The sequence below is a fragment of the Paenalcaligenes suwonensis genome (assembly GCF_011290505.1).
In the GTDB taxonomy this organism is placed as follows: domain Bacteria; phylum Pseudomonadota; class Gammaproteobacteria; order Burkholderiales; family Burkholderiaceae_B; genus Paenalcaligenes; species Paenalcaligenes suwonensis.
On the sequence record NZ_JAANPV010000007.1, the window covers coordinates 20,424 to 46,485 of the forward strand.

A 26,062-nucleotide genomic window follows, 5' to 3' on the forward strand; every position below is an offset into this window, starting at 1 on the left:
CTGAACATGACACTGACTGAGTTGAAATACATAGTGGCGGTTGCGCGAGAACGCCACTTTGGCCGGGCGGCGGAAGCTTGTTTTGTAAGCCAGCCTACCTTGTCGGTAGCGATCAAAAAGCTAGAAGAAGAACTGGGCATAGTAATCTTCGAGCGTGGTGGTCCAGAAATAGGGATCACACCAATTGGATTGCGTATTATCGAGCAAGCACAACGCGTACTAGAGGAAGGCGCCAAAGTACAGGAAATTGCCCGCCAAGGTAATGACCCATTAGCGGGGCCATTACGGGTAGGCATTATCTATACCGTAGCGCCGTACTTATTGCCCAAACTGGTGCCCGAGCAAATACGCCAAACGCCGCAAATGCCGTTGCTGCTACAAGAAAATTTCACAGTGAAACTCATTGAGTTGTTGAAGCAGGGCGAGGTGGATTGTGCGATTGTGGCCTTACCCATTCCCGACTCTGGTTTCATGGTGCGTGAACTCTACGACGAGCCATTTGTGGTGGCAGTGCCCAGTACGCACGCGTGGGCGGATCGCGATGCTATAGACCCTGAAGCCTTAAAAAGTGAAACCATGCTGCTTTTAGGGGCTGGTCATTGTTTTAGAGATCAGGTGTTAGGTGTGTGCCCCGAACTTTCTAGATTTTCAGCTAGCAGCGAAGGCATTCAACGTACCTTCGAAGGTTCTTCATTGGAAACCATTAGGCACATGGTAGCCACCGGTATAGGGGTGACGGTGTTGCCGTCAAGCTCGTTAGCAGCGCCAGGCCAAGAAGGAGCCTTGCTGCGTTATATACCGTTTACTAAACCCGCTCCAGATAGACGCGTTGCGTTAATCTGGCGTAAAAGCTTTCCTCGTATTGAGGCGATTAATGCATTAACCAAGGCCATCATGAATTGTGGATTGGAAAATGTTAATTTTTTGTTAGATAAAAGTGTTATTTACAGTAATCTTGATGGATTACAGTAAACTATTTAACGTGAAATACAAGGTTCGTAGGTTTTATTTAGTCCAACCTCTAGGAGCGATGTATGGCTAAAGCGGTAAAAGCTGTGAAAAAAGTGGCAAGCAAAAAAGTTGCAACTAAAAAGGCTGCACCTAAAACGGTAGCACCAAAAACAGTCAAGGCAGCGCCAGGCATTTTGGCGGTAAATATCGGTATTAGTGATGCTGACCGTGCACGTATTGCCGAAGAGCTATCTAAGGTATTGGCTGATTCCTACACGGTGTACCTGATGACACACAATTTCCATTGGAACGTCACAGGCCCTATGTTCAATACATTACATGAGATGTTCATGGGGCAGTACACCGAAACATGGCAAGCGCTGGATGCCATTGCTGAGCGTATGCGTGCATTGGGGCATTATGCTCCAGGTACTTATGCACAATTTGCGGCACTAAGCTCTATTCAAGAGCCTAAAGGTGTGCCAGATGCACAGCAAATGATTGCTATGTTATTGTCTGCTAACGAGGCGTTGTCTCGCACTGCTAGACAAGCATTTGATTGTGCCGATGCGGCAGACGATCAGCCTACCGCTGATTTGCTGACACAGCGTTTGGATGTGCACGAGAAAAATGCGTGGATGCTGCGTAGCCTCTTACAATAAATACTATGAATAAAAGTTCAGATTATTGAGCTTTTATCTATGTGGATGACTGCCTGTGCCGGGTGGAACAGGCAGTCATGTCATTTATCAGGAGATCACATTTATGAAAATTCGTTTTACCCCTATTGCCGGTGCGCTGGCGTTGGCTACTGGCTTGATGATGGCTACTGCTGCCCAAGCTGAAACCATCAAAATCGCTGTGGCAGGCCCAACTACCGGCCCCGTGACACAATACGGTGATATGGTTCGTGAAGGTGTGTTTACCGCTATCGAACAAATCAATGCAGGCGGTGGTGTATTGGGTAAACAGTTGGAGCTAGTGGTCATTGATGATGGCTGTGAACCTAAACAAGGTCCTGTAGTTGCTAACCGTGTGATCAACGATGGTATTAACTACGTAGTAGGTCACGTGTGTTCAGGCGCAACGATCGCAGCAACAGACATCTACAACAGCGAAGGTATCGTGATGGTTAGCCCATCGGCGACAGCACCAGCTGTGACGGATGGCAAAGGCTACGACAGCATTTTCCGTACTATTGGTAGAGATGATCAGCAAGGCCCAGCGGCCGCTGCCTTTATCGCTGCCAACATTAAGCCTACTAAAGTGGCTGTGTTGCACGACAAACAGTCTTACGGCCAAGGTATTGCTACCGCTGTACGCGATAACTTGAAAGATGCAGGGTACGAAATCGTGATGTTTGAGGGTATCAATGCTGGCGATACCGATTACTCTGCTGTGATCACCAAACTGAAATCCTCTGGTACAGACTTCATTTACTACGGCGGCTACCACCCAGAAATGGGCTTGTTGCTGCGCCAAGGTGCAGAGCAAGGTCTGAACGTAACCATGATGGGCCCAGAAGGCTCCGGCAACCCAGACATTAACGCGATTGCAGGTGACGCCGTAGAAGGTATGTTGCTGACATTGCCAGCTGACTTTACTCAAGATGCTGAAAACGCTGAAATCGTTAAAGCCTTCCAAGCCAAAGGTCGCGATGCAGCGGGTGCTTTCCAAATGACGTCTTACTCGGCAACTAAAGCGATTGCTGATGGTATCGCTGGTGCTGGCGTAGATGACCCTGTGAAAGTTGCTGAATACTTGCACGCTAACGAAGTGAAAACACCTATTGGTGTGATCTCTTGGAACGAGCAAGGCGACTTGAACGAGTTTAAGTTCGACGTGTACGTTTGGCACAAAGACGGTTCCAAAACACTGTACGGCAAGTAATTCCGTATAGCAGTTTACGAAAAGAGGGCGGCTTTAAGCCGCCTTCTTTTATGTGTACGTAGGCTCTGCTACAGTGTGAAGTGCACGTCTATGAGCGTAGCAATAAAAATAGAAACTCTAGGAGTAAAAATAGATGGTGAACGAGGCTTACCAAATGACGCTGGCATTTATTGGTGGGGGCAATATGGCTTCTGCATTGTCGGCTGGCTTGATCGGTAAACGGTGCGCAGCATCCGACGTATTAGTGGTAGAACCTAATGCTGAGCTGCGCGATAAATGGTCAGAGCAAGGTGCTCTCACTCGCCCGCAAGCCGAAGAACAATTACGTCACCATCGTGTGTGGGTGTTTGCCGTAAAACCGCAAGTCATGAAAGAAGTAGTGCAACAATGCAAACCCTTCTTGCAACCAGATACGTTGATTATTAGTGTGGCTGCAGGTATTGCCGCTACAGACATTGCGCGTTGGCTGGGCGACGATACACCGTATGACCGTGTGATTCGCTGTATGCCTAACACGCCAGCCTTTATAGGTTGTGGCGCAACGGGTCTATTAGCATTGCCTGCAGTGCCTGAGCGCGATAAAAACATTGCCAATCAATTGCTGGGTACGGTGGGTGAAGTGGTATGGGTAGAAAGCGATGATCAACTGGATGCCGTCACAGCATTATCAGGTAGCGGTCCAGCGTATGTGTTTTTGTTCTTAGAAGCCTTAATTGCTGGCGGCACCGAATTAGGCTTAACGCCAGAGCAGTCACGTAAGCTGGCCTTGGCTACCTTGAACGGCGCTACGCAACTGGCTGCGTTATCACCTGAAACGCCTGAAACACTGCGCAAACGTGTGACATCACAAGGTGGCACGACGGCAGCTGCATTAGATGTTTTGTTTGCTGAAAACTTCGAGAAAACCGTAAAAAGTGCGATGGCGGCAGCAAAACGCCGAGCGGCTGAGTTGTCTGTGGAATTTGCATGAAAGTAGTAGGTGATACGGGCCGTCTCGATACGGTCCGGCCTATACATTATGCGGTGGCCATCGCGGCGATGATTATCATCGTGGTGGCCTCTAATGTATTGGTGCAGTACCCTATTAACCCGTGGTTAACATGGGGGGCATTAACGTACCCAGTTTCCTTTCTGGTCTCTGATCTCTTAAATAGGCGTTTTGGCCCTCTCACGGCCCGTAAAGTGGCCTTGTGGGGCTTTGTGTCTGCTTTAGTGGTATCGGCATGGCTAGCAACGCCTAGAATCGCTGTAGCCTCTGGTTTAGCGTTTTTGATTGCGCAATTGGCGGATATTTACGTATTTGATCGGTTACGACACGGCAAATGGTGGACAGCCCCGTTTGTAGGGGGGATAGCAGGTGCTGCGGTAGATACTTTCATTTTCTTCTGCATTGCCTTTGTGGGCACCGATATGCCATGGCAAACCTTAATGCTAGGTGATTTTACGATAAAAATTTTGTTGAACACCTTTATGCTGGCACCTTTCAGAGCATTAATGTGGAACCTTGCTAGACCAAAGGATAAGTAAAAAAACGAAAATTTCAGCTTCCGCTAGGGCTTTCACGTAGTGACAGCGCATGGGCACAAATAGACAATACATGAACTTTGTTCACTTTATTTCTACAAACATGTCCGTGGCAATCAAAGGCATTATCTGAAAGCTCGGCTCTTTTTGGGGTGGTAGCAATGAAATTAAAAGTTTTGGGTATTAGTCTGGCTGTGGCGATGGGGGCTGGTTTTGGGACTGCTTATGCGGCAGAAGAAACCATCAAAATTGGTATTGTTCAACCCATGACAGGGCCTTCCACGCAGTATGGCGACCAGATTCAAGCCGGAGCGCTAACCGCTATTGATGCCATCAACGCTAAGGGCGGGGTGAACAATCGTAAGTTAGAGGCAGTGCTGATTGATGATGCTTGCGAACCTAAGCAAGCCGTTGCATCGGCCAACCGAGTGATGACTGCCGGTGCTAACTATGCTGTTGCCCACGCATGTTCGGGCACCGCAGTACCTGCCGTGAACATTTATGAGCAAGAAGGAATAGTGGCCATTACTCCTGGGGCAACCTCACCAGCGGTAACGGATACTATCAAACCGCATTACTTCTTCCGCACCATTGGTAGGGATGACCAGCAAGGGCCTTTCGCCGCTACCTATATTCTGGAGCAGCTAAAGCCTGCTAGTATCGCCATTTTGCATGACAAACAAACCTATGGCTCTGGTGTGGCAAACCAAGTGCGAGATGCCTTAACCAAAGGTGGTGCCAATATTGTGTTTTATGAAGGTATCAACGTAGGGGATACCGATTACTCGGCAGTGATCACTAAATTACGCAGCATCAACCCTGATCTGATTTATTTCGGTGGTTATCACGCCGAATTGGGTTTGTTGTTGCGCCAAGCGCGTGAGCAGGGGGTAACGACCCAGTTTATGGGGCCTGAAGGTGTGGCTAACCAAGACTTGGTAGCAATTGGCGGTGATGCAGTAGAGGGCTTACTGGTTACGTTGCCGGCTGATTTCACCAAAATGGACAGCAACAAAGGCGTCATGGAAAACTTTAAAACCTATGGTCGCAGCCCTGATGGAGCCTTTACCTTCCCAGCCTATGCTGCAGTTCAAATCATTGCAGACACCTTAGGCGCAGTGGGTGACGACGCTAGCAAAGGAGCCGATCACATGCATGGCAATAGCTTCGACACAGCTATAGGAAATGTGTCTTACGACGATAAGGGCGACCTTAAACATTTCGAGTTTTCGGTCTACAAATGGGACAAAGAGAACGGTTTCTCTGAGGTCAAGTAAGCTTTAATCAGGTCTGGCGTTATTAAATTTAGTGACGCCAGACAGAATAAGCATCTAGCTACGGGTTACAATCCCTGCCAAAGCTTTATTCGGAATCCCAAATTCAATGTCTGATTTATTACCACAATTAATTCAGCAGCTGTTTAACGGGCTGTCGCTGGGTGCTATTTATGCGTTGATTGCCATTGGCTATACCATGGTTTATGGCATCATCGGAATGATCAACTTTGCGCATGGCGAGATCTATATGATCGGTGCTTATGCCGGGTTGGTAACGTTATCTATTATTGGTATGAACTCTGGGCTACCCGTTTTATTGATCGTGTTAATCATGATCTTGGTAGCAGTAGCCATTACGGCTGCATATGGGTTTGCTGTAGAAAAAGTGGCGTACGCGCCATTACGAGGAAGTCCACGTTTGGTGCCTTTGATTTCTGCGATTGGTATGTCCATCTTCTTGCAGAACTGGGTAGCCTTGGGTCAAGGCGCACGCGATATGGCTGTACCTGCGCTGGTAACAGGTGCTGTGCAAATTCCTATGGGCGATGATTTCACTGTTACGGCAGCGTATTCACGCATTTTGATTATTGTCGTGACGGTAGTGTTGATGGTGGCGCTAAGCTTCTACATCAAGTATTCCCGAATGGGGCGTGCCTCTCGCGCATGTTCACAAGACTTGCGCATGGCAAACTTGCTGGGCATTGACACGAACAAAGTCATTTCCTTTACCTTCGTTATTGGTGCAATGCTGGCTGCCGTAGGCGGTGTGTTAATTGCATTAGCCATCGGTAAATTGAACCCCTACATTGGGTTTATCGCGGGTATCAAGGCGTTTACGGCAGCTGTTCTGGGTGGTATCGGTAGCATTCCTGGTGCAATGCTAGGAGGGGTTCTGTTAGGTCTTGCAGAAACGTTTGCGGCCGCTTATATCTCATCGCAGTACAAGGACATCGTGGCATTCAGCTTGCTTGTGCTGATTTTGCTTTTCCGTCCTACAGGCCTGCTTGGTAAACCAGAAGTGGAAAAAGTTTAATGGCAAGTCGAATTAAACCCGCATTATTCGCCGCTTTTATTGCTGGCGTGATTGTTGCCCCTGTCTTTGGTTTTCAGATTTTGCGTTCCGGTATGAACACCACTGTTCAACCTGAATGGCCTCTGATTTTTTATGGCATGGCGGCTGTTTTTATCGTGCAGTTATTGCGTCCTGCATTGGCTGGTAAATTCGCTCAAAAAGGGGTGTCATTTAAGATTCCTCCCATGGGGGACCGCACTAGACAAGTGTTAATTGGCGCCTTAATTCTTTTGGCGCTAGTGTGGCCTTTTTTCTCGGGTAGATCACAAATTGATATTGCTACCTTGGTGCTCATCTATGTGATGTTAGCGTTAGGTTTGAATATCGTGGTGGGCTATGCTGGTCTGCTTGATCTGGGCTTTGTGGGTTTCTACGCGGTGGGTGCTTATACCTATGCGCTGATGTACCACTGGCTAGGCCTAGGCTTTTGGTGGGCACTGCCGTTCTCGGGCATCATGGCGGGTATTTTCGGTTACTTGCTAGGCTTCCCTGTATTGCGGCTGCGCGGCGACTACCTGGCGATCGTAACCTTAGGGTTTGGGGAAATTATTCGTTTGTTGCTGATCAACCTGTACGACTTTACAGGCGGTCCAGACGGTATTTCTGGTATTCCTAAGCCTACTGTATTCGGTTATCCCATGATGCGTCGTGCACCGGAAGGGGAAACCACTTTCCACGACTTGATGGGGTGGGCCTTTAATAACCAAGATATGACCACGTACTTGTATATCTTGGCGTTGGTGCTCGCCTTAATTACGTTCTTTGTGTCTAACCGTTTGCTACGTATGCCTATAGGTAGAGCGTGGGAAGCCTTACGTGAAGACGAAATTGCATGTCGTTCATTGGGTTTGAACCCTACAGGTATTAAGCTTTCTGCCTTTACTATTGGTGCTACGTTTGCAGGCTTTGGTGGTGCGTTTTTTGCCGCTAGACAAGGTATTGTGAACCCAGAGTCCTTTACCTTTATTGAGTCAGCTCTGATTTTAGCTATCGTGGTATTGGGTGGTATGGGCTCACAGATAGGGGTGATTTTGGCGGCGATACTATTGACTGTACTGCCTGAGTTCGCACGTCAATTTGCTGAGTACAGGATGTTAGTGTTTGGTTTGGTGATGGTGTTAATGATGATTTGGCGTCCACAAGGATTGTTGCCAGCTAAACGCCCGCATGTGGAGCTTAAACCATGACACAGACCAAAAAAATACTGGATGTAGATGGGCTGTGCATGCGTTTTGGCGGTTTGCTAGCCGTTGATAACGTTAAGTTCGATCTAGAACCCAAAGAAGTATTTGCGATCATTGGGCCTAACGGCGCAGGTAAAACCACTGTATTTAACTGCATTAGTGGCTTCTACAAACCCAGCGATGGCAATATCCGCTTAGACGGTGAATCCATTCAAGGCTTACCTAGCCACATGGTGGCGCGTAAAGGCATTGTGCGTACGTTCCAAAACGTACGGTTATTTAAAAACCTGACCGTGCTAGAAAACTTGATGGTTGCTCAGCACACGCGTATCCACACAGGCTTATTAGGTGGCTTGTTTAAGTTGCCCGTGCATAAGCGTTCTGAAGAGAAAGCCTTAGAACGTGCGGCTCACTGGTTAGATTACTTAGACTTACGTGAGTTTGCGAACCGCGAAGCGGGTAACTTAGCCTACGGCTTACAACGCCGTTTAGAAATTGCGAGGTGCATGATTACCGAACCGCGTATTTTGCTACTGGATGAGCCTGCTGCGGGTCTAAATCCTCAAGAAAAGCGTGACTTGCAGGTACTGATTAATGATTTGCGCGATAAACATAATGTCGCTGTCTTGTTAATCGAGCACGATATGAGCTTAGTAATGGGCATTTCTGATCGCGTGATGGTAATGGAATACGGTAGACCTATTGCTTCGGGCCTACCTACCGAAGTACAGAATGATCCGCGTGTAATCAAAGCGTATCTGGGGGAAGAATAGCGTGCTTAAGCTTGAGAATGTCAGTACATATTACGGTGCTATTCAGGCTCTGGATGACGTCACACTAGACGTAAACAAAGGGGAAATCGTCACCTTAATTGGTGCGAACGGTGCAGGTAAAACCACCACGCTAATGACAGTATGTGGTTCTCCACGGGCTAAAAGTGGTCGTATTACCTTTGAAGGCGAAGACATTAGCAATCTTCCTACGCATGAAATCATGCAACGTGGTATTGCTATATCGCCAGAAGGGCGTCGCGTTTTCCCGGACCTAACCGTGTCTGAAAACCTAAAAATGGGTGGTTTCTTTTTAAGTAAATCGCAAATAGCAGAAGGGGAGGAGCATGTGTACGAGCTGTTCCCTCGATTGCGTGAGCGGTCAGTACAGCGTGCAGGGACGATGTCAGGCGGTGAGCAGCAGATGCTGGCGATTGGCCGTGCGCTGATGAGTAAACCTAGGCTATTGCTGCTAGACGAGCCTACGCTAGGTTTGGCGCCACTGATCATTGCGCAAATCTTCGATATTATTCGTACTATTAGAGAAGAGGGTGTTACGGTCTTCCTGGTAGAGCAGAATGCGAATAAGGCCTTGCAGGTGGCTGATAGAGGCTATGTAATCGAAACAGGCAAGGTAGTCATGCAAGATACAGGTGCTAATCTGTTGGCCAACCCAGATGTACGTAAAGCCTATCTAGGTGTGTAAGCAATAAAAGAAACAAAAAGAATGCCGGTGCAATACCGGCTTCTTTAGTTATAATTAATGCAACTAACGGAAGATACAAATTTTTAGTTAAGCTAAGTTTCCAGCAAAGAGGGTGCAAATGGGACAATCCAAAGCATTACGACAAAAAGAGGCCATCATCCTGTTTGAAAAATGGATGGATAGCCAACATCCGCCCTTTAGATTGTCCAGCAAACGTATATACCAAGTATTGTGGCGCAGATTTTTAGAGTGGCTACCTACACAACGGCTTAACATCAACACCGTTAACGAAGTACATATCGCCAATTTTCTGAGCAGCTTAGAAGATACCAATAGGCAGCAACGCGAGCGCTATCAGTTAGTCATACTTCGTGCTTATGAAGCTCTTCAAGCACAAATTCCTGCACTGATTAATCCCACCGCCTCACAACAATTACAGGACATGCACGCCACGTCGTGGCGCGACTCTAGTAGTAATCAAAGCAAACAGTTTCTTACGCCAGAGCAGTGCCAAGAAATCATAGAAATGCTGGAAGCAGAGCAGCAAAGGCTAGCTTTGGAACACCATAGTCTTACTGCTGCGGCATTGTGGAAGGCACATAGAAATGCAGCAGTCATCGCCTTGTTATTGGGTTGTGGGCTTAAAGCCTTAGAAGTGCTTTCTTTACGCATTGATTCGCTGCATAACAATGAGGATGGCGAATACTGTTTGGATACGGGCTGTTTTATCAGTTTTACGCTGCAAGAACAGCTAGCGCTCAACCGTAGTGACCCTCAGGACTCTACCATCCATGCGTATATACAAGATTATGGTGGTAAACACCGCGTGCTCACTTTGCCTGAATGGGCTATACCAGTAGTGTTGAGCTGGAAACAGCGACTAGAACACGCCAGTGGCCACCAGCTTTTATTTCCTTCTAACCGAGTACCTTCTGAATTTCGCTCAAAAGAAACGATGAACCCAGCTACTTTGGCTAGAATCGTTGCAGGTTGGGGCAGTGAACATGGTGTTCCTGGTTTAACAGCGCAGAAACTACGTAATAGTTATGGCGGGCTATTACTAGAAGAGGGGGCAAGTTTGTCTGACTTAGACAGTCATATGGGATTCGTGGCGGCGGCCGCCGGAAGTTCCAGACTAGCCGCCGAGTGGCGTTCTTTCAAAAGCCACAATTGCTAGCTTAGGCTAGACCTTCACCTTTTAGTGCCGCTTGTACGCCTGCGTCTGCTTCCATGTTTTTGAAGAAACGCTGCAAATTAGATAGATCACTAAGGTCAATTTTTTGCAGTGGTGCCCAACGCATCACCACATACAGGTAAGGATCAGCAATGGAACGTGTGCAGGTGAGCCAATCTTTACCTTCTAATTGTTTGTCTAGCAGTTCAAAGTAGCCACGTAGTCGTTTGGCTGTGTTTTCTTTCACTTCTTGCTGTGCAGCTTCGTTTTGCGTGTAGCCTTGGATACCGAACATTACACCAAAGTTTTTGTGCACGTCTGAATTTAAAAATGACAAAGCACGACGAGTTTCAGCACGTTGTTGTGGTGTAGCACCCAATAGATTCTTTTCTGGCGCACTTTCAGCCAAATATTCCAAAATAGCGACGCTTTGCGTCAGCAGCATGTCGCCATCCATAAATGCAGGAACTGAACCCAATGGGTTAAGTGCTAGAAAAGCAGGCTCTTTAAGCTCTTTGCGGCTAACTGCTTGAGTTTGGAAAGGTTTACCAATCCACTCCAGCACGATATGCGATACCAAAGCGCAAGAACCAGCCATGTAATACAGTTTCATAAGAGCTCCTTCACAAGAAAAACAAAAAAACCTAGGCCTTTTATCACCTGCAATAACCCCGTTTTTAGTGCAGGGAACTGCAGTCTTATACATTACTACGGTAGACTATCCGACTATGATACGCGCAGTTATTCGCGTCATGTGCCATGTTTGATCTTACCTTGAGTGTCATATGTTAAATCAGCCTCTACGTATTGTTTTTCTCGATAGCGAAACATTAGGCCCGCATACACAATTGCAGGCATTTTCTTTTCCTCATGAACTGGTTTGCTATACGAAAAGCACCGAAGCCGAAGCCATAGAGCGCTGTAAAACGGCCGACATCATCATCAGTAATAAAGCGCCCGTTAGCGCTGCTGTTATTGCAGCCGCACCAAAGTTGCGCTTAGTTGCGGTCGCCGCTACGGGCTACAACAACGTTGATTTACACGCCTGTAAAACACGCGATATTGCTGTCTGCAATGTACGTAATTACGCTGAGCACACCGTACCAGAACATACGTTGGCGCTTATTTTTGCGTTACGCCGCAGTATCTTTGCCTATCACCAATCGGTAGCACGTGGCCGTTGGCAAGAAGCCCAGCAATTCTGCTATTTTGATTACCCCATACGCGACTTAGCTGGCAGTACATTAGGTATTGTGGGCTCTGGAGCACTAGGTCAATCGGTAGCCAAACTCGCTCGCGGCTTAGGAATGAAGGTGCAATTTGCTGCTCGTAAAGGTAGCAATGCCGCTGACGAGGGCAAAGTCAGCTTTGAAACCATGCTACGCACGTCAGACATTATCAGCTTGCATTGTCCATTAACGCCAGAAACCACCAACTTATTGACGGCTACCGAGTTTTCCATGATGGATAAACGTCCGTTGGTCATTAATACCGCCAGGGGCGGCTTAATTTGCGAAAATGACTTAGCTGATGCACTACGCAGTGGCCAAATTAGCGGTGCTGGTGTAGATGTAACGACCCCAGAGCCTCCACGCGACGACAACGTGCTGTTTAGCTTAATGGATCTGCCTAATTTTATCTTTACGCCTCATGTAGCGTGGGCGAGTCAAGAAGCTGTGCAGGCCTTGGCCGATCAAGTTGTAGGCAATGTAGACGCTTTTGTAGCGGGTAATGCTAGGAATTTGGTCACGGTGTAAGCAGCAATCATGCAGACTATAGAATCTTTTATCCCGTCTTTTGATTTACAGGGCAAAACAGCGCTAATCACGGGTTCCGCACAAGGGTTAGGCTGGGCAATTGCGGCGGCCTATGCAGGGCTAGGTGCGCACGTTATTTTAAATGGTAGAACGGCAGCACCTTTATTACAGGCTCAGCAACGCTTACAAGCGGCGGGCTACTCAGCGTCTGTCTGGTGCCAAGATATTTCTGATCTTGCTACGCTTGAAGCCGCTTATGCTGCATTACCCGTTAAACCCGATATTTTGGTGAATACCGTAGGCTCACGTTTACGTAGTCCGCTTAGCGAACTAAACGTGACGCAAATTACCCAGCATATTCAGGATAATTTAACGGCCACAGTGGTGTTATCAAAGCTAGCCGCCATGAGCATGGCCGCCAAAGGCTATGGTCGAATTATCACGCTAAGTTCTATTGCTGGTCGCATAGCCAGAGCAGGGGATGCAGTGTATCCTGTAGCTAAACAGGGCCTAGAAGCCATGGTGCGTTCCTTGGCAGTAGAGTTCGGCGCGCAAGGCGTTACCAGCAATGGCATAGCCCCGGGCACATTCGCGACCGAATCTAATCAAGTTTTGGCTAATGATCCCGTTAAAGGTGCTCATGTAATTGGCAGAAACCCACTTGCACGGTGGGCTCAATCTGCAGAAATTACACCTGCTGCCGTGTTTTTAGCGTCAACCTCTGCCAGTTATGTGAATGGCCACATCATTGTGGTGGATGGCGGTTTTTCTATTACTTTTTAATCAAGGATGGGCATGGAAACGCCTGTGACACGCATAGCAATCAATGGATACGGTCGCATAGGGCGATGTGTTTTACGTGCTATTTATGAACGTAAGCTGCAACACGTTTTGCAGGTAGTCGCTATCAATGAGCCAGCAGATATGGAAAGCATGGCGTATTTGACGCGGTTTGACTCCACACATGGGCCGTTTCCAGCAACTAGCATCAGTCATGATGAGCAATCATTGGTGATTGATGGGCAAACTATTGCTGTCACACATGCACAAAACCCTGAAGATGTAGACTGGAAAAGTCTACATCTAGATTTAGTGATTGAGTGTTCAGGTGTGTATGGCAAGCGCGAACAACTGCAACGCTTTATAGACAGTGGTTGCCCACGCGTTTTGGTGTCGCATCCCGCAGATGGTGCAGCGGATGTAGACTACACCGCCGTGCTGGATATTAATGATGATGGTTTAGCAGCCGAACACCGCATTGTCTCTAATGCGTCGTGTACCACTAATGCCATTATTCCCGTGCTGGCCGAACTTGATAAAGCTTTCGGCATTGAGCACTGTTTCTTAACCACCTTGCACTCGGTGATGAATGATCAGCCCATGATTGATGGCTACCATCACAAAGACTTGCGCCGCACTCGTTCCGCCATGCAGTCTATCGTGCCGGTAGCCACGGGTTTGGCACAAGGGGTAGAGCGTTTATTGCCACAATTGCAGGGTAAAGTACAAGCTAAAGCCATACGTGTACCTATTTTGAACGTATCCGCTATTGATTTGATGGTTAATTTACGTACAAGCACCCAGCCAGAGGCGATTAACCAGTTGTTTAAAGACGCCGCGACAAAATCCTGTACTACCATTGCGTTCACGAATCAGCCGCATGCTTCCGTGGATTTTAACCACGACCCGCATTCCGTCATCGTGGACGGTAGTCAAACACGTACTAATGATGAAGGCTTTGCCAACCTTTTTGTCTGGTTTGACAACGAGTGGGGCTTTGCCAATAGGTTGGTAGATATTGCACAAGTTTGGGTGCGCCGTTTGGCAGAAGCCAATGCGTTAGCCTGTACTAAATAATTTTTCTCTGTAGGAGCAAAGCATGTCTGATACACGTATAGAACAAGATTCGATGGGTGACATTGCTGTCCCGGCTAAACACTACTGGGGAGCACAAACACAGCGCTCCATTATCAATTTCCCTATTGGGGTAGAGCGCTTCGTCTGGCAAGCGCCCATGATCCAGGCATTGGGCTACCTGAAAAAAGCCGCTGCTATGGCCAACAAAGAGCTAGGCGAGTTGCCAGCCACTGTGGCTGATCCCATTGTGGCCGCTGCCCAGTTGGTAGTAGAAAATAAATTGGACGCGGAATTCCCGCTGGTGGTGTTCCAGACTGGTTCTGGCACACAAAGCAACATGAACGCTAACGAAGTCATTGCCAACAAAGCGATTGAGCTGGTGGGCGGTGTGATTGGTAGCAAAAGCCCCATCCACCCTAATGATCACGTGAATCGTGGGCAGTCGTCTAACGACACCTTCCCAACAGCTATGCATATCGCTGTGGCCCTGCAAGTGAAACATCGCTTGCTGCCTAGCGTTGCACAACTGCGTGACACCTTTAAAAGCTTGGCTTCACGCTACGAAACACTGGTAAAAACAGGTCGTACCCACCTGCAAGATGCAACGCCAGTCACCTTGGGCCAAGAAATTGGCAGCTGGGCGGCACAGTTAGACTTCGCTCTAGAACATGTAGAGGCTCAACTGCCAGGTATTTATGATTTGGCGATTGGCGGCACAGCAGTAGGTACAGGGCTAAATGCCCACCCTAAATTTGGCGACACTGTTGCGCGTCATTTAACAGAACTTACTGGCTTGCCATTCCGTAGTGCTGAAAACAAATTCTTTGCACTGTCTGCGCACGATGCGTTGGTCAACATGTCGGCCTCATTGCGTACCTTGGCGGGTGCGTTGATGAAAATTGCTAACGACGTGCGTTGGTTGGCCAGTGGCCCTCGTTGCGGTATTGGTGAGATCCAAATTCCAGAAAACGAACCAGGCTCTTCCATTATGCCCGGCAAAGTAAACCCCACACAGTGTGAGGCCATGACCATGGTATGTGTGCAGGTGTTTGGTAACGACGCCGCCGTTGCCTTTGCTGGTTCGCAAGGTAATTTCCAATTAAACGTCTACAAACCCGTTATGGTGCATAACGTGATGGAAAGTATTGCCTTGGTTAGCGATGCGTGTTTGTCCTTTGACGAGCATTGTGCTGTAGGCATTACACCGCACGAAGAGCGTATTCGTGAAAATCTGGATAAAAACCTGATGTTGGTAACCGCATTGAACAAGCATATTGGCTACGATAAAGCTGCCACTATTGCTAAAACGGCCCATAAAAAAGGACAAAGCCTGAAAGAAGCAGCGCTTGAATCAGGCTTTGTGACAGAAGCGCAATACGACAGTTGGATTGACCCATTGGCCATGACAAAACCGTCGCTATAACGCTCTAGCGGCGGGCAAGCAGCGTAAGTTGCTTGCCCGTTATTTTATTTGATCAGCGTTACTGGTACGCTAACCAAGCTTAGTACTTTGGTGGTTACAGAACCCAAGATCAAGCCTGGTACTGCCCCCAAACCACGGCTACCCATAATGATGTGATCACAATGATGTAGTTGCACGTACTCTTCAATGGTTTCTGCAACCGAACCTGTGAGTACACTGTGCTGAAATTTAACGCCAGACTGTGTAGCCAGCTCCATGGCAGGTGCTAGTGCAGCTTTACCTTCATCCTGATAATATTCGTTCAGTACCTCAGGCGCAAAAAAGCGCGATACATTGCGCGACACGATAGGAGCTTGCACAGTCACTATGTGCAGTTCGCCATCGGGAATAGATTTCAGGATCGAAATTGCCATTTGCACCGCACGACTAGACGCGTCGGAACCATCAACTGGTACTAAAATTTTGCGCATAACATATCCTCAGTGTAGGGGGAACATAATGACTATTGTAATGTGAGAGCACCTGCATAATGACACGACGATGCAGCTTTATTGCTATTTGTTTGATCCTTGCCCCTGTACACACCGTTTTGGCGGAACCCTCTACCCAAGACGTGCTAGATACGCTCAAACAGAACACATGTTTAGCCTGTCACCGCGTTGATAAAAAACTTTTAGGGCCTTCCTTTCAAAGCATTTACGATGCTGCGCCAGCTAGCCCTGAACGTGCTGAACTGCTGAAAACTCATATACGAGGCGGCAGCCAAGGGGTGTGGGGACCCGTTGCTATGCCCCCCAACAATAAAGTCAGTGATGCCGATATAGAGGCTATAGTGCGCTGGATTTTATCGGGTGCCCCTGCAGAATAATATTTATGCCGGTTGAAGTTGCTCTCGCAACTGCGCACGCAATACTGTATTTGCTGAAAAATCTAGCATGCGCTGCAAGCCCCTATGGGCCGCTATACGTATAGCATCATCTACTTGAATCTCGGGTGTGTTTCCACGCAAGCTGTTTAGTAGGGCAGGTAAGCTATTTAGGCTCATCCATGGGCAAAATGCACAGCTTTTGCAGGTGGCTCCTACACCCGCTGTGGGCGCTGGCATAAAACGCTTATGTGGCAATTGCTGCTTGAGTTTATGCTGCAAACGCTGGTCTGTAGCCACAATAAACATCTCCTGCGGAAACTGCGCAGCTGCAGTCAGTATTTGCGATGTGGAACCTATAAAATCAGCATGGGCCAATACATTGGCAGGAGCCTCAGGGTGCGCCAACACACAGGCTTCAGGATAACGTTTTTTCATTACTAGCAGCTCGTCGGCTTGGAATTCATCGTGCACTAAACATGAACCCTGCCACAGCACCATATCAGCGCTGGTAGTGTGCTGTATGTAGCCACCCAAATGTCTGTCAGGAGCCCACAGAATTTTTTTGCCTTGCTGGTGCAAGTGCATCACAATTTCTTGACCTACGGCAGAGGTTACTACCCAATCCGCTCTGGCTTTCACTGCCGCACTGGTATTGGCATAGACTACGACTTCACGATCGGGGTGTTGATCACAAAATGCCTCAAAAGCCACAATGTCACAGCCCAAGTCTAGGGAGCAGGTGGCTTCCATGTCTGCCATTAATACACGCTTTTCAGGGCTAAGAATCTTTGCGCTTTCCCCCATAAAGCGTACCCCTGCGACGAGTAGGGTAGAGCTATCGCAATCCCGGCCAAACCTTGCCATTTCTAAGGAATCGGCCACACAGCCACCCGTTTCTTCGGCCAAGTCCTGAATCACAGGGTCTACGTAATAGTGCGCAACCAAAGTGGCATCTTGTGCCTGCAATTGCTCACGTATAGCAGCTTTGTAAGACGCTATTTCACTATCTGCCACTGGTTCCGGTACATTGGCCCACGCGGTGGCTAAATGAATAGTCCCTGAGTGTGCATTGGGCTGATCAAAATAGATTGGTTGTAGGCTCTCCACCTTCATTTCTCCTTATATGCTCAAATTGAGCCTAATTAATGTAGAGCATGGGAGGTAAAAAAACAAGTAGGCTGAAGTTTCTACGAGCAGTTGAGCGCTTTTGCAGGCACTTATGCGACAAAAAAATGGCTAACCGGAATATTGTCTACTCCGCATAAGGTTGCGATTACAATGCTTATTTGTGAATTTATCGTATAGATCCTGTTATACCGGAGTCACTCATGAAGTCATTAGGTACACCGCTTAGTCCTGCTGCAACCCGCGTCATGCTCTTAGGCGCAGGGGAACTGGGTAAGGAAGTGATTATTGCCTTGCAACGTCTGGGCGTAGAAACCATTGCGGTTGATCGCTATGAAAATGCTCCTGGTCATCAGGTCGCACACCACGCTTTTGTTATTGACATGCGTGATGCCAAAGCGCTAACAGCTCTGATTGAGCAAGTTAAGCCGCACTTCATCGTGCCAGAAATTGAAGCCATTGCAACCGATGCGTTAGCGGCTGTTGAAGCGGCTGGCACAGCGCGTGTAGTTCCTATGGCGCGCGCCACACAATTGACGATGGACCGTGAAGGTATACGTAGATTAGCGGCTGAAACACTGGGTTTGCCCACTAGCCCTTATAAATTCTGCAACACTTTAGACGAGCTGAAAGCCGCCATCCAAGACCATATTGGCTACCCCTGCGTGATCAAACCCTTGATGAGCAGCTCGGGTAAAGGCCAAAGCAAAATCAGTGGCTCTGACGACATAGAAAAAGCGTGGCATTACGCTATGGAAGGTGGTCGTGTGAGCCAGCAGCGCGTCATTGTTGAAGGCTTTATTGATTTTGATTACGAAATTACTTTATTGACCGTCCGCAGTCTGGATGCAGAAGGTAAAGTACAAACCAGTTTCTGCGCACCCATTGGCCATAAACAAGTAGATGGCGATTACGTAGAAAGCTGGCAGCCACACCCCATGAGCCAAGCAGCGCTTGAATCAGCCCAACACATTGCAGCATCTATTACCCAAGATTTGGGTGGTCAAGGCATCTTTGGTGTTGAACTGTTCGTGAAAGGCGACCAAGTATGGTTCAGCGAAGTCAGCCCGCGCCCACACGATACCGGTATGGTCACTATGGTGACACAGCGTCAAAATGAATTTGAGCTGCATGCACGTGCTATTTTAGGTTTGCCTGTTTCCACAGCATTGTTGGCTCCTGGCGCTAGCGCTGTAATTTACGGTGGCGTAGATAGCAAAAACGTAAACTTTGATGGCGTAGCGGAAGCCTTAAGCATTCCTCAATCCGATCTGCGTTTGTTCGGCAAACCAGAAAGCTTCACTAAACGTCGCATGGGTGTAGCGCTGGCCTACGATGACACTGTTGAGGCTGCTCGTGAACGTGCTAAGAAAATCGCGGCAACAGTACGTGTAAGCGCTGCTGAATAAGCTGGATAAAAAAAAGGCTGCCTAGGGGAGGGCAGCCTTAAATCTGGCTTGAAAGGAGATTAATTTCTTATACGTTAGTAACGAGCATCCTTAGGTTTTTTACCATTAGGCCAATCGTTTACTTTTCCAGCAAAATCAGGTCTAGGCATATGTGTGAAGTATTCCGCAATGTCTACCGCGTCCTGATCATCCAGCACACCACCTTGACCCCACGCACCGTGATCTTCAACGCTCATGGGCATGTTGTACTTGATAAAAGCAGCAGCCTTGTAAGTACGTGCCATCCCCGCACCAATGTTGAAGGACTCATCGCCCCACAATGGTGGGAATACAATGTTGCCACGCTCATCTTTCAGGCCCTCACCATCAGCGCCGTGACAGGTTGCACATTGTGCCGCGTACAAGCTGCGACCACGCTCAGTATTAGGGACTAAGCTTTCATCCAACGGACCAGCAATAGGAATCTGTACTTTTTGACCTGGTTCCACACCTTGTGCCAACCATTTCATGTAGTCCAACATACCTACCATTTCAGCGGAATCCACGGGCAGAGGCTTACCGTTCATTGAGCGCATAAAACACCCGTTAATACGGCCTGCTAAGTCCACCATCTTGCCGGACCTAGGCATCACTTTAGGGTAGCTCACAAAACTGTTGATGTAGTGTGCGCCTAGTGGAGCTTTACCTTCCGCAATGTGACAGCTATTACAGTTCATCATTGCACCCACGTTATCGGGTAATAGACGACGGGTTTCATTCAACAAACGTTTGCCGTACAAAATAGACTCGGCATTAGGTTCGTCTTGAATCAGCAAATCAGACGGTACTTGGTACTGACCAACCACTTGCTTGGTTTCTACATCAATAATGGGGTAGCTTTTTTCAGTTGGGCCTGTAAGGGTAGGGCTAGCTAAGCTATACCACGACGCACCAGCAATACCAGCAATGGCCAAGGCTGCGACTGAAAGAATTTTGGCTTTACTCATGGCTGGCTCCTTCAGGAAGGATGTTAGGCGATTTTTTAGCGACGAACTGACGAATATGGGCTACGTCTTCGGCTTGAATCGTAGGCGCTTCGTTGGTCCAGCTGGTACGAATGTAGTTCACCACATCAGCCACCTCTTGATCACCTAAGTGACGGAATGCAGGCATAGTGAAGGTCATTTCATCCACATGGTTTTCAGGCATACGGCCACCTTCTAAGGTCACCTGAATAACTGATTGTGCGTTATTCGCAAACACCGCCGAGTTACCTGCGAGCGCGGGGAATATACGCGGTACACCTTTACCATCAGCACGGTGACACGTTACACAATGCTCCGCGTACAACCACGCACCGGGAGTGGTGTATTGGCCATCTAACTGCGCCTGTGTGGTGGTGTCTGTTTGATGCGGAATTTCTGGGTTACGGCCTTTTACTGGAGGCAAGGCCTTCAGGTATTGCGCCATGGCACGTTGGTCTTCAGGGGTCATGTATTGTGTGCTGTGTTCTACCACATCCGCCATGGCACCAAAAGCAGCAACTTTGTCGGTTCTGCCGGTTGCAAAGAAATCAACCAATTCGTCTTCAGTCCAGCTTGCTAAGCCACGGCCTTCGCCACGTAAGCTTTTAGCACGCCAACCGTCAATGACCGCACCTGACAAGAAGTCGTCGCCTTCATTGAGGCTCATGGCTAACTCTTGGTAAGCCAAGCCACGTGGGGTATGACAGGCGCCACAGTGGCCAGGGCCTTGAACTAGGTAAGCGCCACGGTTCTTAATGCTGTCAGTGGCATCATCAGCGATAAATTGCTGGTCTTTAGGTGCAAATAACCATTGCCACCATGCCACTGTCCAACGCATTTGGAACAATTTTGGCAAAGTAGGATCGGCGTTTTCTTGTTTAACAGCCGGCACGCCACGCATGAAGTACGCGTACAGCGCGTTCATATCGTCATCGCTCATGATGGCGTAAGAAGGGTAAGGCATAGCAGGGTACAAGGCCGCACCGTCTTTGCGTACACCGTGTTGTACTGCTGTTTTAAATTCGTCTAGTGTGTAGCTACCAATACCAGTGTCTACGTCAGGCGTAATGTTGGTGGAATAAATCGCCCCCAGCGGTGTTTGCATGGCCAAGCCGCCAGCATACTCTTTACCCCCCGGTACGGTATGACAGGCTACACAGTCGCCAGTGCGGGACACATAGGCTCCTTGCTTGATGAGTTTTTCATCATCCAGGTTCAAATTGCTGGCAGACGAGGAGGTTATGCTACGTTGCGAAAGAATAAGCTGTGATCCGCCATAACCGACCCCCAGCGCAACCAGTGCAACGATCAGGGTTTTAGACAAGGCTTTCATAAACGCTACCCATAATTAATAAAGAAATGCGGCAATAACGGTAATGTCACATTCAATACTCATGGTATAGAGAGCCCATATGGGTAGAAACCCTTATCGGATTCATGTTTGATCTAGCGCAAGACCTATATAGATAAGGATATAACGGCTCGAAAATCGTACGCTCAGGGCAACAAATACACTAAATCATCTATTGATTTAACACTTTGCTAGACTAAAGCGTGTAACGAAAAATTTACTGCAAAATACATACTAAGCAATTGATTATAAAGACAATAATTTACTTTAAGCTTAGATTATTCCGTGTAAATGTATGGAAATACACATCATAAAGCAGCGTGAGAATGACTGCTTTTCAAATCAAAAAGGTAATAAATTGCTGCACGACCACAATGATGCGTACTTACCACTGGATTTTATGATGTAGCTCGGTTTCAGTGTGTCTGGCATCATCAGCCGAATGCAGGTAAATATTCGTGGTACTTAATGACTCATGGCCCAAGTTATCGCGTACATGGCGTAAGTCCACCTGTTTATTCGCCATATGTGAACCCGCGGTGTGTCGCAGCCAATGCGCAGACGCTTGTTCTAGCTGTTGTGCCTGCCATGCATTCTCTGAATCCGTTGCCCGTAGTCGGTCGGCGGTAGCTGTAAACACCGATTTCACGATCGCATGCACCCCAGCACGTGTTAAACTACGCTGCTGATGGCCTATAGGTAGCAACAAAGGCGTAGTTTCAGTAGAAGTAGGGTAGGGAGACAAGCCTTTTTCTTTTCTATAACGCTGTAGTTCAGCCATTAACTCGCTAGTCGCCGGCACAATTCGGGTTTTATTCCCTTTGCCCGTAATTTCTAGCCACCAACGCTCAGTGCCATCATTTCCGCGGCGGCAAAAGAAACCTGCCATCGTATTGTCTATGACCTCAGAAATACGCAGCCCGCACACATATAACAGTGAAAACAACCAACGCAGCCTGGCGTAGTGTTCTCGTTCACGTTCAGATGCTTGCGGTAATTCCGTGATGGTGCGTTTTACTTCCAGCCAAATCTCATCGTCTAAGTAACGGCTCACCCTAGGTGCAGCCTGACGCGCGCGTTGTTTAGACAGCGATAACGGGTTACCGGCCAAATACCCCGCCGACACCAACCACGAAAACAGTGAGTTCAGAATAATTAATGCCTGACGCTGACTGGCTTGGGATAGCGGCCCAGCAAAGGGGCACCAACGCGGGTGAGACCTTGCTACCTTGCGACCAGCCGGCATTACCCACTGTGCTGCGGGTTGTGGGTCATTTAAAAAATACTGATAGAGCAGCAAGTCTTCGTGCGTGAGCGACGACACAGGCTTACGCATAGCGATAGTGGCCCATAACAACAGCCGTTCAGCTTCTTTGCGGTAATTAGCAAAGGTATTGGGCGAATCAATAAAACGCGCTAGCCACGCTTGTATCGCAGCGATGTCAGTAGTGGCAGAAATCTGTGTGCGGCCGCCTAGTACCCGGTTTGTGCCATTACTACCGTCCAACTGCGCAGAATGCAGCAGGTGTTCTAGTGGAGGGAAGCGCACAAGCGCCGTGGAATCGCTTTCCGACATAACTCATTCACTAAATTAGCAGAAATTTGACATTATAAGAGTAATGTCAAATTTCAATCAACAACGATTGTATTCTTAACGTATTACGTTGTATTATTAATTACCAACTAAGGAATAATAATGAATACAGACCATATCAACGAAATAAGCCTAAATGCCGAAGTTGAGGCGCTTAAAGAGCGTTTCTCAAACACTCAAGAGCTTTATAGGGAAGTCTGCGCGTTGTTATTCTTTAGATATGGCACTACACCCACGGCCAACAAGCTGTACCAACTGGTACGCAAAGGCAGCATGAGTGCACCATCACAAGCGTTAGCCACATTTTGGGAAGAGTTACGCGAAAAAAGCCGTACACGCATCGAGCATCCAGATTTGCCCGAAACACTTAGCTCGGCAGCAGGTGAGCTTATCGCCACGCTGTGGCGCCATGCCCAAGAGGCAGCGCACGAGTCATTGCGCAGTGTTGAGGCTGAAACCCAAGCCATTGCAGCAAAAGCTAGAGCAGATGTGGCGGCTTTTGAGCTGGAACGCGACCAGGCACTACAGCGAGAACAAGGCACACAACATGCTTTATCAGTAGCCCAACAAGAAATCATGAGCTACAGAGAAACGCTGGCTGCGGCTAAAGAGGCGAAACACGCCTTAAATACCCAATTAGCACAAGCTCAAGACGACATACTGTCGCTACAGCAACAACTGCATGACAGCCGCAAGGAATTCAGCGTAGAGCTAGAAAAACTGCACCTTTCTGCCCAATTAGCCGAGTCACGTTCACGTGATATGGAAAAACGCTTAATGGTAGATTTAGACCGGGAACGCCTAGCAGCCGCTAAAGCGATAAAAGAAGCCGACGCCATACGCAGCGCCGCACATACTGAAGCCCAACAGCAGCAAGTTGCTGCGCAGCAATTACAGCAACAACTGCAAGAAGCACTGCATGAAAACAGCAAGCTGGAAGGCGCTCTTAGCACGTTGAACCTAAACCTAGAACGCTCTGATGGCGAGCTTAGAACGTTGTATCAGCAAATAGCACAAACCAATGCCGAGATGGCGCTGTTGAAACAACAGCATAGTTCTGCCAATACACCAAAAACTACTAAACGCAAAAGTATGAAAGTGCTTGAGGGTAGGGCGCGTCGCATCACGCCTTCTGAATCATAAAATAGCGTTACTTCCCCATTTCTCCTACCTCTGCAACGGCATAGCCCCTTATGTTTACCGCTGACACTCTTCGCACATTACTCGCGCCTTTTGGGCAATTACGCTCTCAACCAGCATCTGACTGGACGGGCCAACAGGCGTTACCTACAGCACTACACGAGTTCTATCAGCAGGTGGGACCGTGGGGAAATACGTATCACGAAAAAGTTGGCCCCGTTGGTTGTACATTGACTGTGGGCGGTAACCCTGTGTGCATTCCACCCCTACACAAACTTGAATCGCTACACGCAGGTTATGCATGGTCAGCCAACCCCGACGACAAACTTGGCGACTGGAATCCTAATTGGTTGGTAATTGCAGAGCAAGGCGGCGACCCCTTTATCTATGACCGTGCTACAGGGCATGTACTTTTTGCTTTCCATGGCGCAGGCCTATGGGAGCCTGTGCTATTTGCTGAAGACCTTTACTCTGCTATTGGTGCTATTGCCTGCGTTGCCACCAGCTATTGCGAATTGGATGAAGATCAGTTTGAGGATGAGGCGTTAACGGAAACCGGCTATCAAACCATACGTACAGACTTAGCTACAGCATTGGGTAGCATAGAGGCGGCACAACACATGCTAGACGCCTGGGAATATAACCAATAAAGCCCCGACCATGGCATCCTAGGGTGATGTAAAAATGGCTACTGTATAACGCAGTAGCCATTTGTTTAGGTGGGTGTATCGATGCCGTCCCAGTCTGTATCGATGTCGTTCTGGAAATTGGTTAACCAATTCAATGCATAATGCCTTTCCATCACCACACCTGGGATTAAGCCCTCAACCGACTCATCAGCTTGTGCCGCTTGGCGAATTGCCCAGTGCTGACGCCACGTTAAATCGAGCAGATCTAAAATCTCGGCCGTTGGGCGCAATGCAAAATCATGCCCACTGTTGTTAAGCTCAATTACACGCATTGTTTTGTCAAATATGGTTTGAGCATCCACCACATCTGAGGCGGAAGACAGTGGTTCTGGATTTTTAGACAACGCCCACAGCAGTACATTCAGCGCCTCATGTCGCCAGCTCATCTGTATGGCAGTGTGTTCATCTGGCTCTTCGGCTGCAATAAAGGCTTTTTCTTGCTCGCTAAGCATCGCCAATCCCACAGCATTGTGTTCTTGCATAAACGGCAAGCTGCTGTCTGCCTTATCCAAAATCACGATTCCCTCTGACGCCACACAAAATAAGCTCAACACACGGTGCACAACGTCGGGCACCGAACGCAGATGAACTTCTGCCTCGGCTAGCACCGGCGGCATGGAAGCGGGTGGAGCAGGGCGCAGTTGTGCTAATTGGCTCAGGCTTTTTGCACGCCTAGCCAAGGCATCCGGCAGATAAGGTAAAGCCTCATGCTCAAAAAACTCACCCTCAGCCGTCATCAGTGTGGCAAGCGCTTGCGTGCGCACAGAACCATCAGGCAAAAAAAACACTGCATTGGCTCTAGCTGCCCACTCACTCATCGCGGGCAAGTCTTGTTGCTGAACTTCCAAGCTAATGTGATTTTGTACGCGCTGCAGATGGCGCCATAAGTGGTAACGCATCGCCGTCATTTGGCCATCGCCACGGCTCATCACATAACCGATGAATCCATCTAGATGTTCTGCTAAATCTGTATTAGAAATGTTGCGCTGGCCTAGTAGCTCATGAGGAAAATCCAATTCAGGAATCGCCGTAACCGTCGCATAAGCGTTGATTAATACCGGCTCATCATTAGTCTCTACATCGGCTTTTGCCACAGGTTCTCGTTTACCCAAAATCCGTTTTAGTAAGCTCACATGCTTCTCCCGTAGTGATGCAAAACTATACTACAGAGCATGTACATCTATTTGGTATTTGGGCAGAGGCATCACAAACGATTGTCAGGCGTATAGTGTGCAGCTATAGCGGATAAAAAAGCACTCTCAGCACTGTCAATATAGGCCATAAAAATGCCGCCCTA

At 48.2% G+C, this 26,062-nt stretch carries 26 protein-coding genes; 19 read left to right on the forward strand and 7 right to left on the reverse strand.

The features are described 5' to 3' along the window. Nucleotides 1-6 precede the first annotated feature (6 nt). The 11 genes from GY634_RS11610 (at nucleotide 7) to GY634_RS11660 (ending at nucleotide 10,551) form a co-directional block, all read left to right on the forward strand. Entirely contained in the window at nucleotides 7-972 is a 966-nt protein-coding gene (locus tag GY634_RS11610; protein WP_166408707.1) for a LysR substrate-binding domain-containing protein, read from the forward strand. 62 nt (nucleotides 973-1,034) lie between these two features. Then, nucleotides 1,035-1,613 carry a Dps family protein gene (locus tag GY634_RS11615; protein ID WP_166408708.1) on the forward strand — a complete coding sequence of 193 codons (579 nt, stop codon included), beginning with the start codon at nucleotides 1,035-1,037 and terminating at the stop codon, nucleotides 1,611-1,613. Nucleotides 1,614-1,716: 103 nt separating this feature from the next. After that, nucleotides 1,717-2,841, forward strand: a complete 1,125-nt coding sequence (locus GY634_RS11620; protein ID WP_166408709.1) for a high-affinity branched-chain amino acid ABC transporter substrate-binding protein — start codon at nucleotides 1,717-1,719, stop codon at nucleotides 2,839-2,841. Between the two features lie 133 nt (nucleotides 2,842-2,974). Further along, nucleotides 2,975-3,811 (forward strand): pyrroline-5-carboxylate reductase, encoded by an 837-nt coding sequence (gene proC, locus GY634_RS11625; protein WP_166408710.1) that lies wholly within the window; start codon nucleotides 2,975-2,977, stop codon nucleotides 3,809-3,811. A gap of 68 nt (nucleotides 3,812-3,879) precedes the next feature. After that, nucleotides 3,880-4,368: a VUT family protein gene (locus tag GY634_RS11630; protein ID WP_423227304.1), complete on the forward strand. Its 489-nt coding sequence runs from the start codon at nucleotides 3,880-3,882 to the stop codon at nucleotides 4,366-4,368. 158 nt (nucleotides 4,369-4,526) lie between these two features. After that, on the forward strand, nucleotides 4,527-5,642 hold the full coding sequence (locus GY634_RS11635; RefSeq protein WP_166408712.1) for a high-affinity branched-chain amino acid ABC transporter substrate-binding protein: 1,116 nt from the start codon (nucleotides 4,527-4,529) through the stop codon (nucleotides 5,640-5,642). Nucleotides 5,643-5,748: 106 nt separating this feature from the next. Then, a complete protein-coding gene (livH, locus tag GY634_RS11640; RefSeq protein ID WP_135861610.1) occupies nucleotides 5,749-6,675 on the forward strand; it encodes a high-affinity branched-chain amino acid ABC transporter permease LivH in 927 nt (308 codons plus the stop codon). Then, a complete protein-coding gene (livM, locus tag GY634_RS11645; protein ID WP_166408713.1) occupies nucleotides 6,675-7,901 on the forward strand; it encodes a high-affinity branched-chain amino acid ABC transporter permease LivM in 1,227 nt (408 codons plus the stop codon). The genes livH and livM overlap by 1 nt, the downstream gene beginning before the upstream one ends. Then, a complete protein-coding gene (livG, locus tag GY634_RS11650; RefSeq protein WP_166408714.1) occupies nucleotides 7,898-8,671 on the forward strand; it encodes a high-affinity branched-chain amino acid ABC transporter ATP-binding protein LivG in 774 nt (257 codons plus the stop codon). The genes livM and livG overlap by 4 nt, the downstream gene beginning before the upstream one ends. 1 nt (nucleotide 8,672) lies before the next feature. Next, on the forward strand, nucleotides 8,673-9,374 hold the full coding sequence (locus GY634_RS11655; RefSeq protein WP_166408715.1) for an ABC transporter ATP-binding protein: 702 nt from the start codon (nucleotides 8,673-8,675) through the stop codon (nucleotides 9,372-9,374). A gap of 118 nt (nucleotides 9,375-9,492) precedes the next feature. Further along, a complete protein-coding gene (locus tag GY634_RS11660; protein WP_166408716.1) occupies nucleotides 9,493-10,551 on the forward strand; it encodes a site-specific integrase in 1,059 nt (352 codons plus the stop codon). 1 nt (nucleotide 10,552) lies between these two features. Here the strand turns inward: GY634_RS11660 and GY634_RS11665 are convergent, their stop codons facing one another. Continuing rightward, nucleotides 10,553-11,161, reverse strand: a complete 609-nt coding sequence (locus tag GY634_RS11665; protein ID WP_166408717.1) for a glutathione S-transferase family protein — start codon at nucleotides 11,159-11,161, stop codon at nucleotides 10,553-10,555. Nucleotides 11,162-11,333: 172 nt separating this feature from the next. On the opposite strand from GY634_RS11665, the gene GY634_RS11670 reads away from it, so the two are divergent. The 4 genes from GY634_RS11670 to fumC are packed head-to-tail and all read left to right on the forward strand — an operon-like array spanning nucleotide 11,334 to nucleotide 15,585. Next, nucleotides 11,334-12,305, forward strand: a complete 972-nt coding sequence (locus tag GY634_RS11670; protein ID WP_166408718.1) for a D-2-hydroxyacid dehydrogenase — start codon at nucleotides 11,334-11,336, stop codon at nucleotides 12,303-12,305. A gap of 9 nt (nucleotides 12,306-12,314) precedes the next feature. Continuing rightward, entirely contained in the window at nucleotides 12,315-13,088 is a 774-nt protein-coding gene (locus tag GY634_RS11675) for an SDR family oxidoreductase (protein ID WP_166408719.1), read from the forward strand. 24 nt (nucleotides 13,089-13,112) lie between these two features. Further along, nucleotides 13,113-14,162, forward strand: coding sequence for a type I glyceraldehyde-3-phosphate dehydrogenase (locus GY634_RS11680; RefSeq protein WP_242683695.1), 1,050 nt, complete (start codon nucleotides 13,113-13,115; stop codon nucleotides 14,160-14,162). Between the two features lie 22 nt (nucleotides 14,163-14,184). Further along, nucleotides 14,185-15,585, forward strand: a complete 1,401-nt coding sequence (fumC, locus tag GY634_RS11685; RefSeq protein ID WP_166408721.1) for a class II fumarate hydratase — start codon at nucleotides 14,185-14,187, stop codon at nucleotides 15,583-15,585. Nucleotides 15,586-15,629: 44 nt separating this feature from the next. Here fumC and GY634_RS11690 read toward each other — a convergent pair whose 3' ends face one another. Next, nucleotides 15,630-16,055 carry a universal stress protein gene (locus GY634_RS11690; protein ID WP_166408722.1) on the reverse strand — a complete coding sequence of 142 codons (426 nt, stop codon included), beginning with the start codon at nucleotides 16,053-16,055 and terminating at the stop codon, nucleotides 15,630-15,632. A gap of 59 nt (nucleotides 16,056-16,114) precedes the next feature. Here GY634_RS11690 and GY634_RS11695 point away from each other — a divergent pair, with 59 nt between their 5' ends. Then, entirely contained in the window at nucleotides 16,115-16,453 is a 339-nt protein-coding gene (locus GY634_RS11695) for a c-type cytochrome (RefSeq protein ID WP_166408723.1), read from the forward strand. Between the two features lie 3 nt (nucleotides 16,454-16,456). On the opposite strand, the gene nadA is transcribed toward GY634_RS11695, so the two are convergent. Then, entirely contained in the window at nucleotides 16,457-17,566 is a 1,110-nt protein-coding gene (gene nadA, locus GY634_RS11700) for a quinolinate synthase NadA (protein ID WP_166408724.1), read from the reverse strand. Nucleotides 17,567-17,781: 215 nt separating this feature from the next. On the opposite strand from nadA, the gene purT reads away from it, so the two are divergent. After that, nucleotides 17,782-18,987, forward strand: coding sequence for a formate-dependent phosphoribosylglycinamide formyltransferase (gene purT, locus GY634_RS11705; RefSeq protein WP_166408725.1), 1,206 nt, complete (start codon nucleotides 17,782-17,784; stop codon nucleotides 18,985-18,987). 74 nt (nucleotides 18,988-19,061) lie between these two features. Here purT and GY634_RS11710 read toward each other — a convergent pair whose 3' ends face one another. The 3 genes from GY634_RS11710 to GY634_RS11720 all read right to left on the reverse strand — a co-directional run bounded on the left by GY634_RS11710 (nucleotide 19,062) and on the right by GY634_RS11720 (nucleotide 22,918). Beyond that, the gene (locus tag GY634_RS11710; protein WP_166408726.1) at nucleotides 19,062-19,973 is read right to left on the reverse strand and encodes a c-type cytochrome; all 912 of its coding nucleotides are present in this window, start codon (nucleotides 19,971-19,973) and stop codon (nucleotides 19,062-19,064) included. Beyond that, nucleotides 19,966-21,324, reverse strand: coding sequence for a cytochrome c (locus tag GY634_RS11715; protein WP_166408727.1), 1,359 nt, complete (start codon nucleotides 21,322-21,324; stop codon nucleotides 19,966-19,968). The genes GY634_RS11710 and GY634_RS11715 overlap by 8 nt, the downstream gene beginning before the upstream one ends. A gap of 403 nt (nucleotides 21,325-21,727) precedes the next feature. Continuing rightward, the gene (locus GY634_RS11720; protein WP_166408729.1) at nucleotides 21,728-22,918 is read right to left on the reverse strand and encodes a tyrosine-type recombinase/integrase; all 1,191 of its coding nucleotides are present in this window, start codon (nucleotides 22,916-22,918) and stop codon (nucleotides 21,728-21,730) included. A gap of 120 nt (nucleotides 22,919-23,038) precedes the next feature. On the opposite strand from GY634_RS11720, the gene GY634_RS11725 reads away from it, so the two are divergent. Then, a complete protein-coding gene (locus tag GY634_RS11725) occupies nucleotides 23,039-24,079 on the forward strand; it encodes a DNA-binding protein (protein ID WP_166408731.1) in 1,041 nt (346 codons plus the stop codon). Nucleotides 24,080-24,129: 50 nt separating this feature from the next. Beyond that, nucleotides 24,130-24,726, forward strand: a complete 597-nt coding sequence (locus GY634_RS11730) for a hypothetical protein (RefSeq protein ID WP_166408733.1) — start codon at nucleotides 24,130-24,132, stop codon at nucleotides 24,724-24,726. Between the two features lie 65 nt (nucleotides 24,727-24,791). Here GY634_RS11730 and GY634_RS11735 read toward each other — a convergent pair whose 3' ends face one another. Continuing rightward, a complete protein-coding gene (locus GY634_RS11735) occupies nucleotides 24,792-25,898 on the reverse strand; it encodes a DUF4272 domain-containing protein (RefSeq protein WP_166408735.1) in 1,107 nt (368 codons plus the stop codon). Nucleotides 25,899-26,062: the final 164 nt, after the last annotated feature.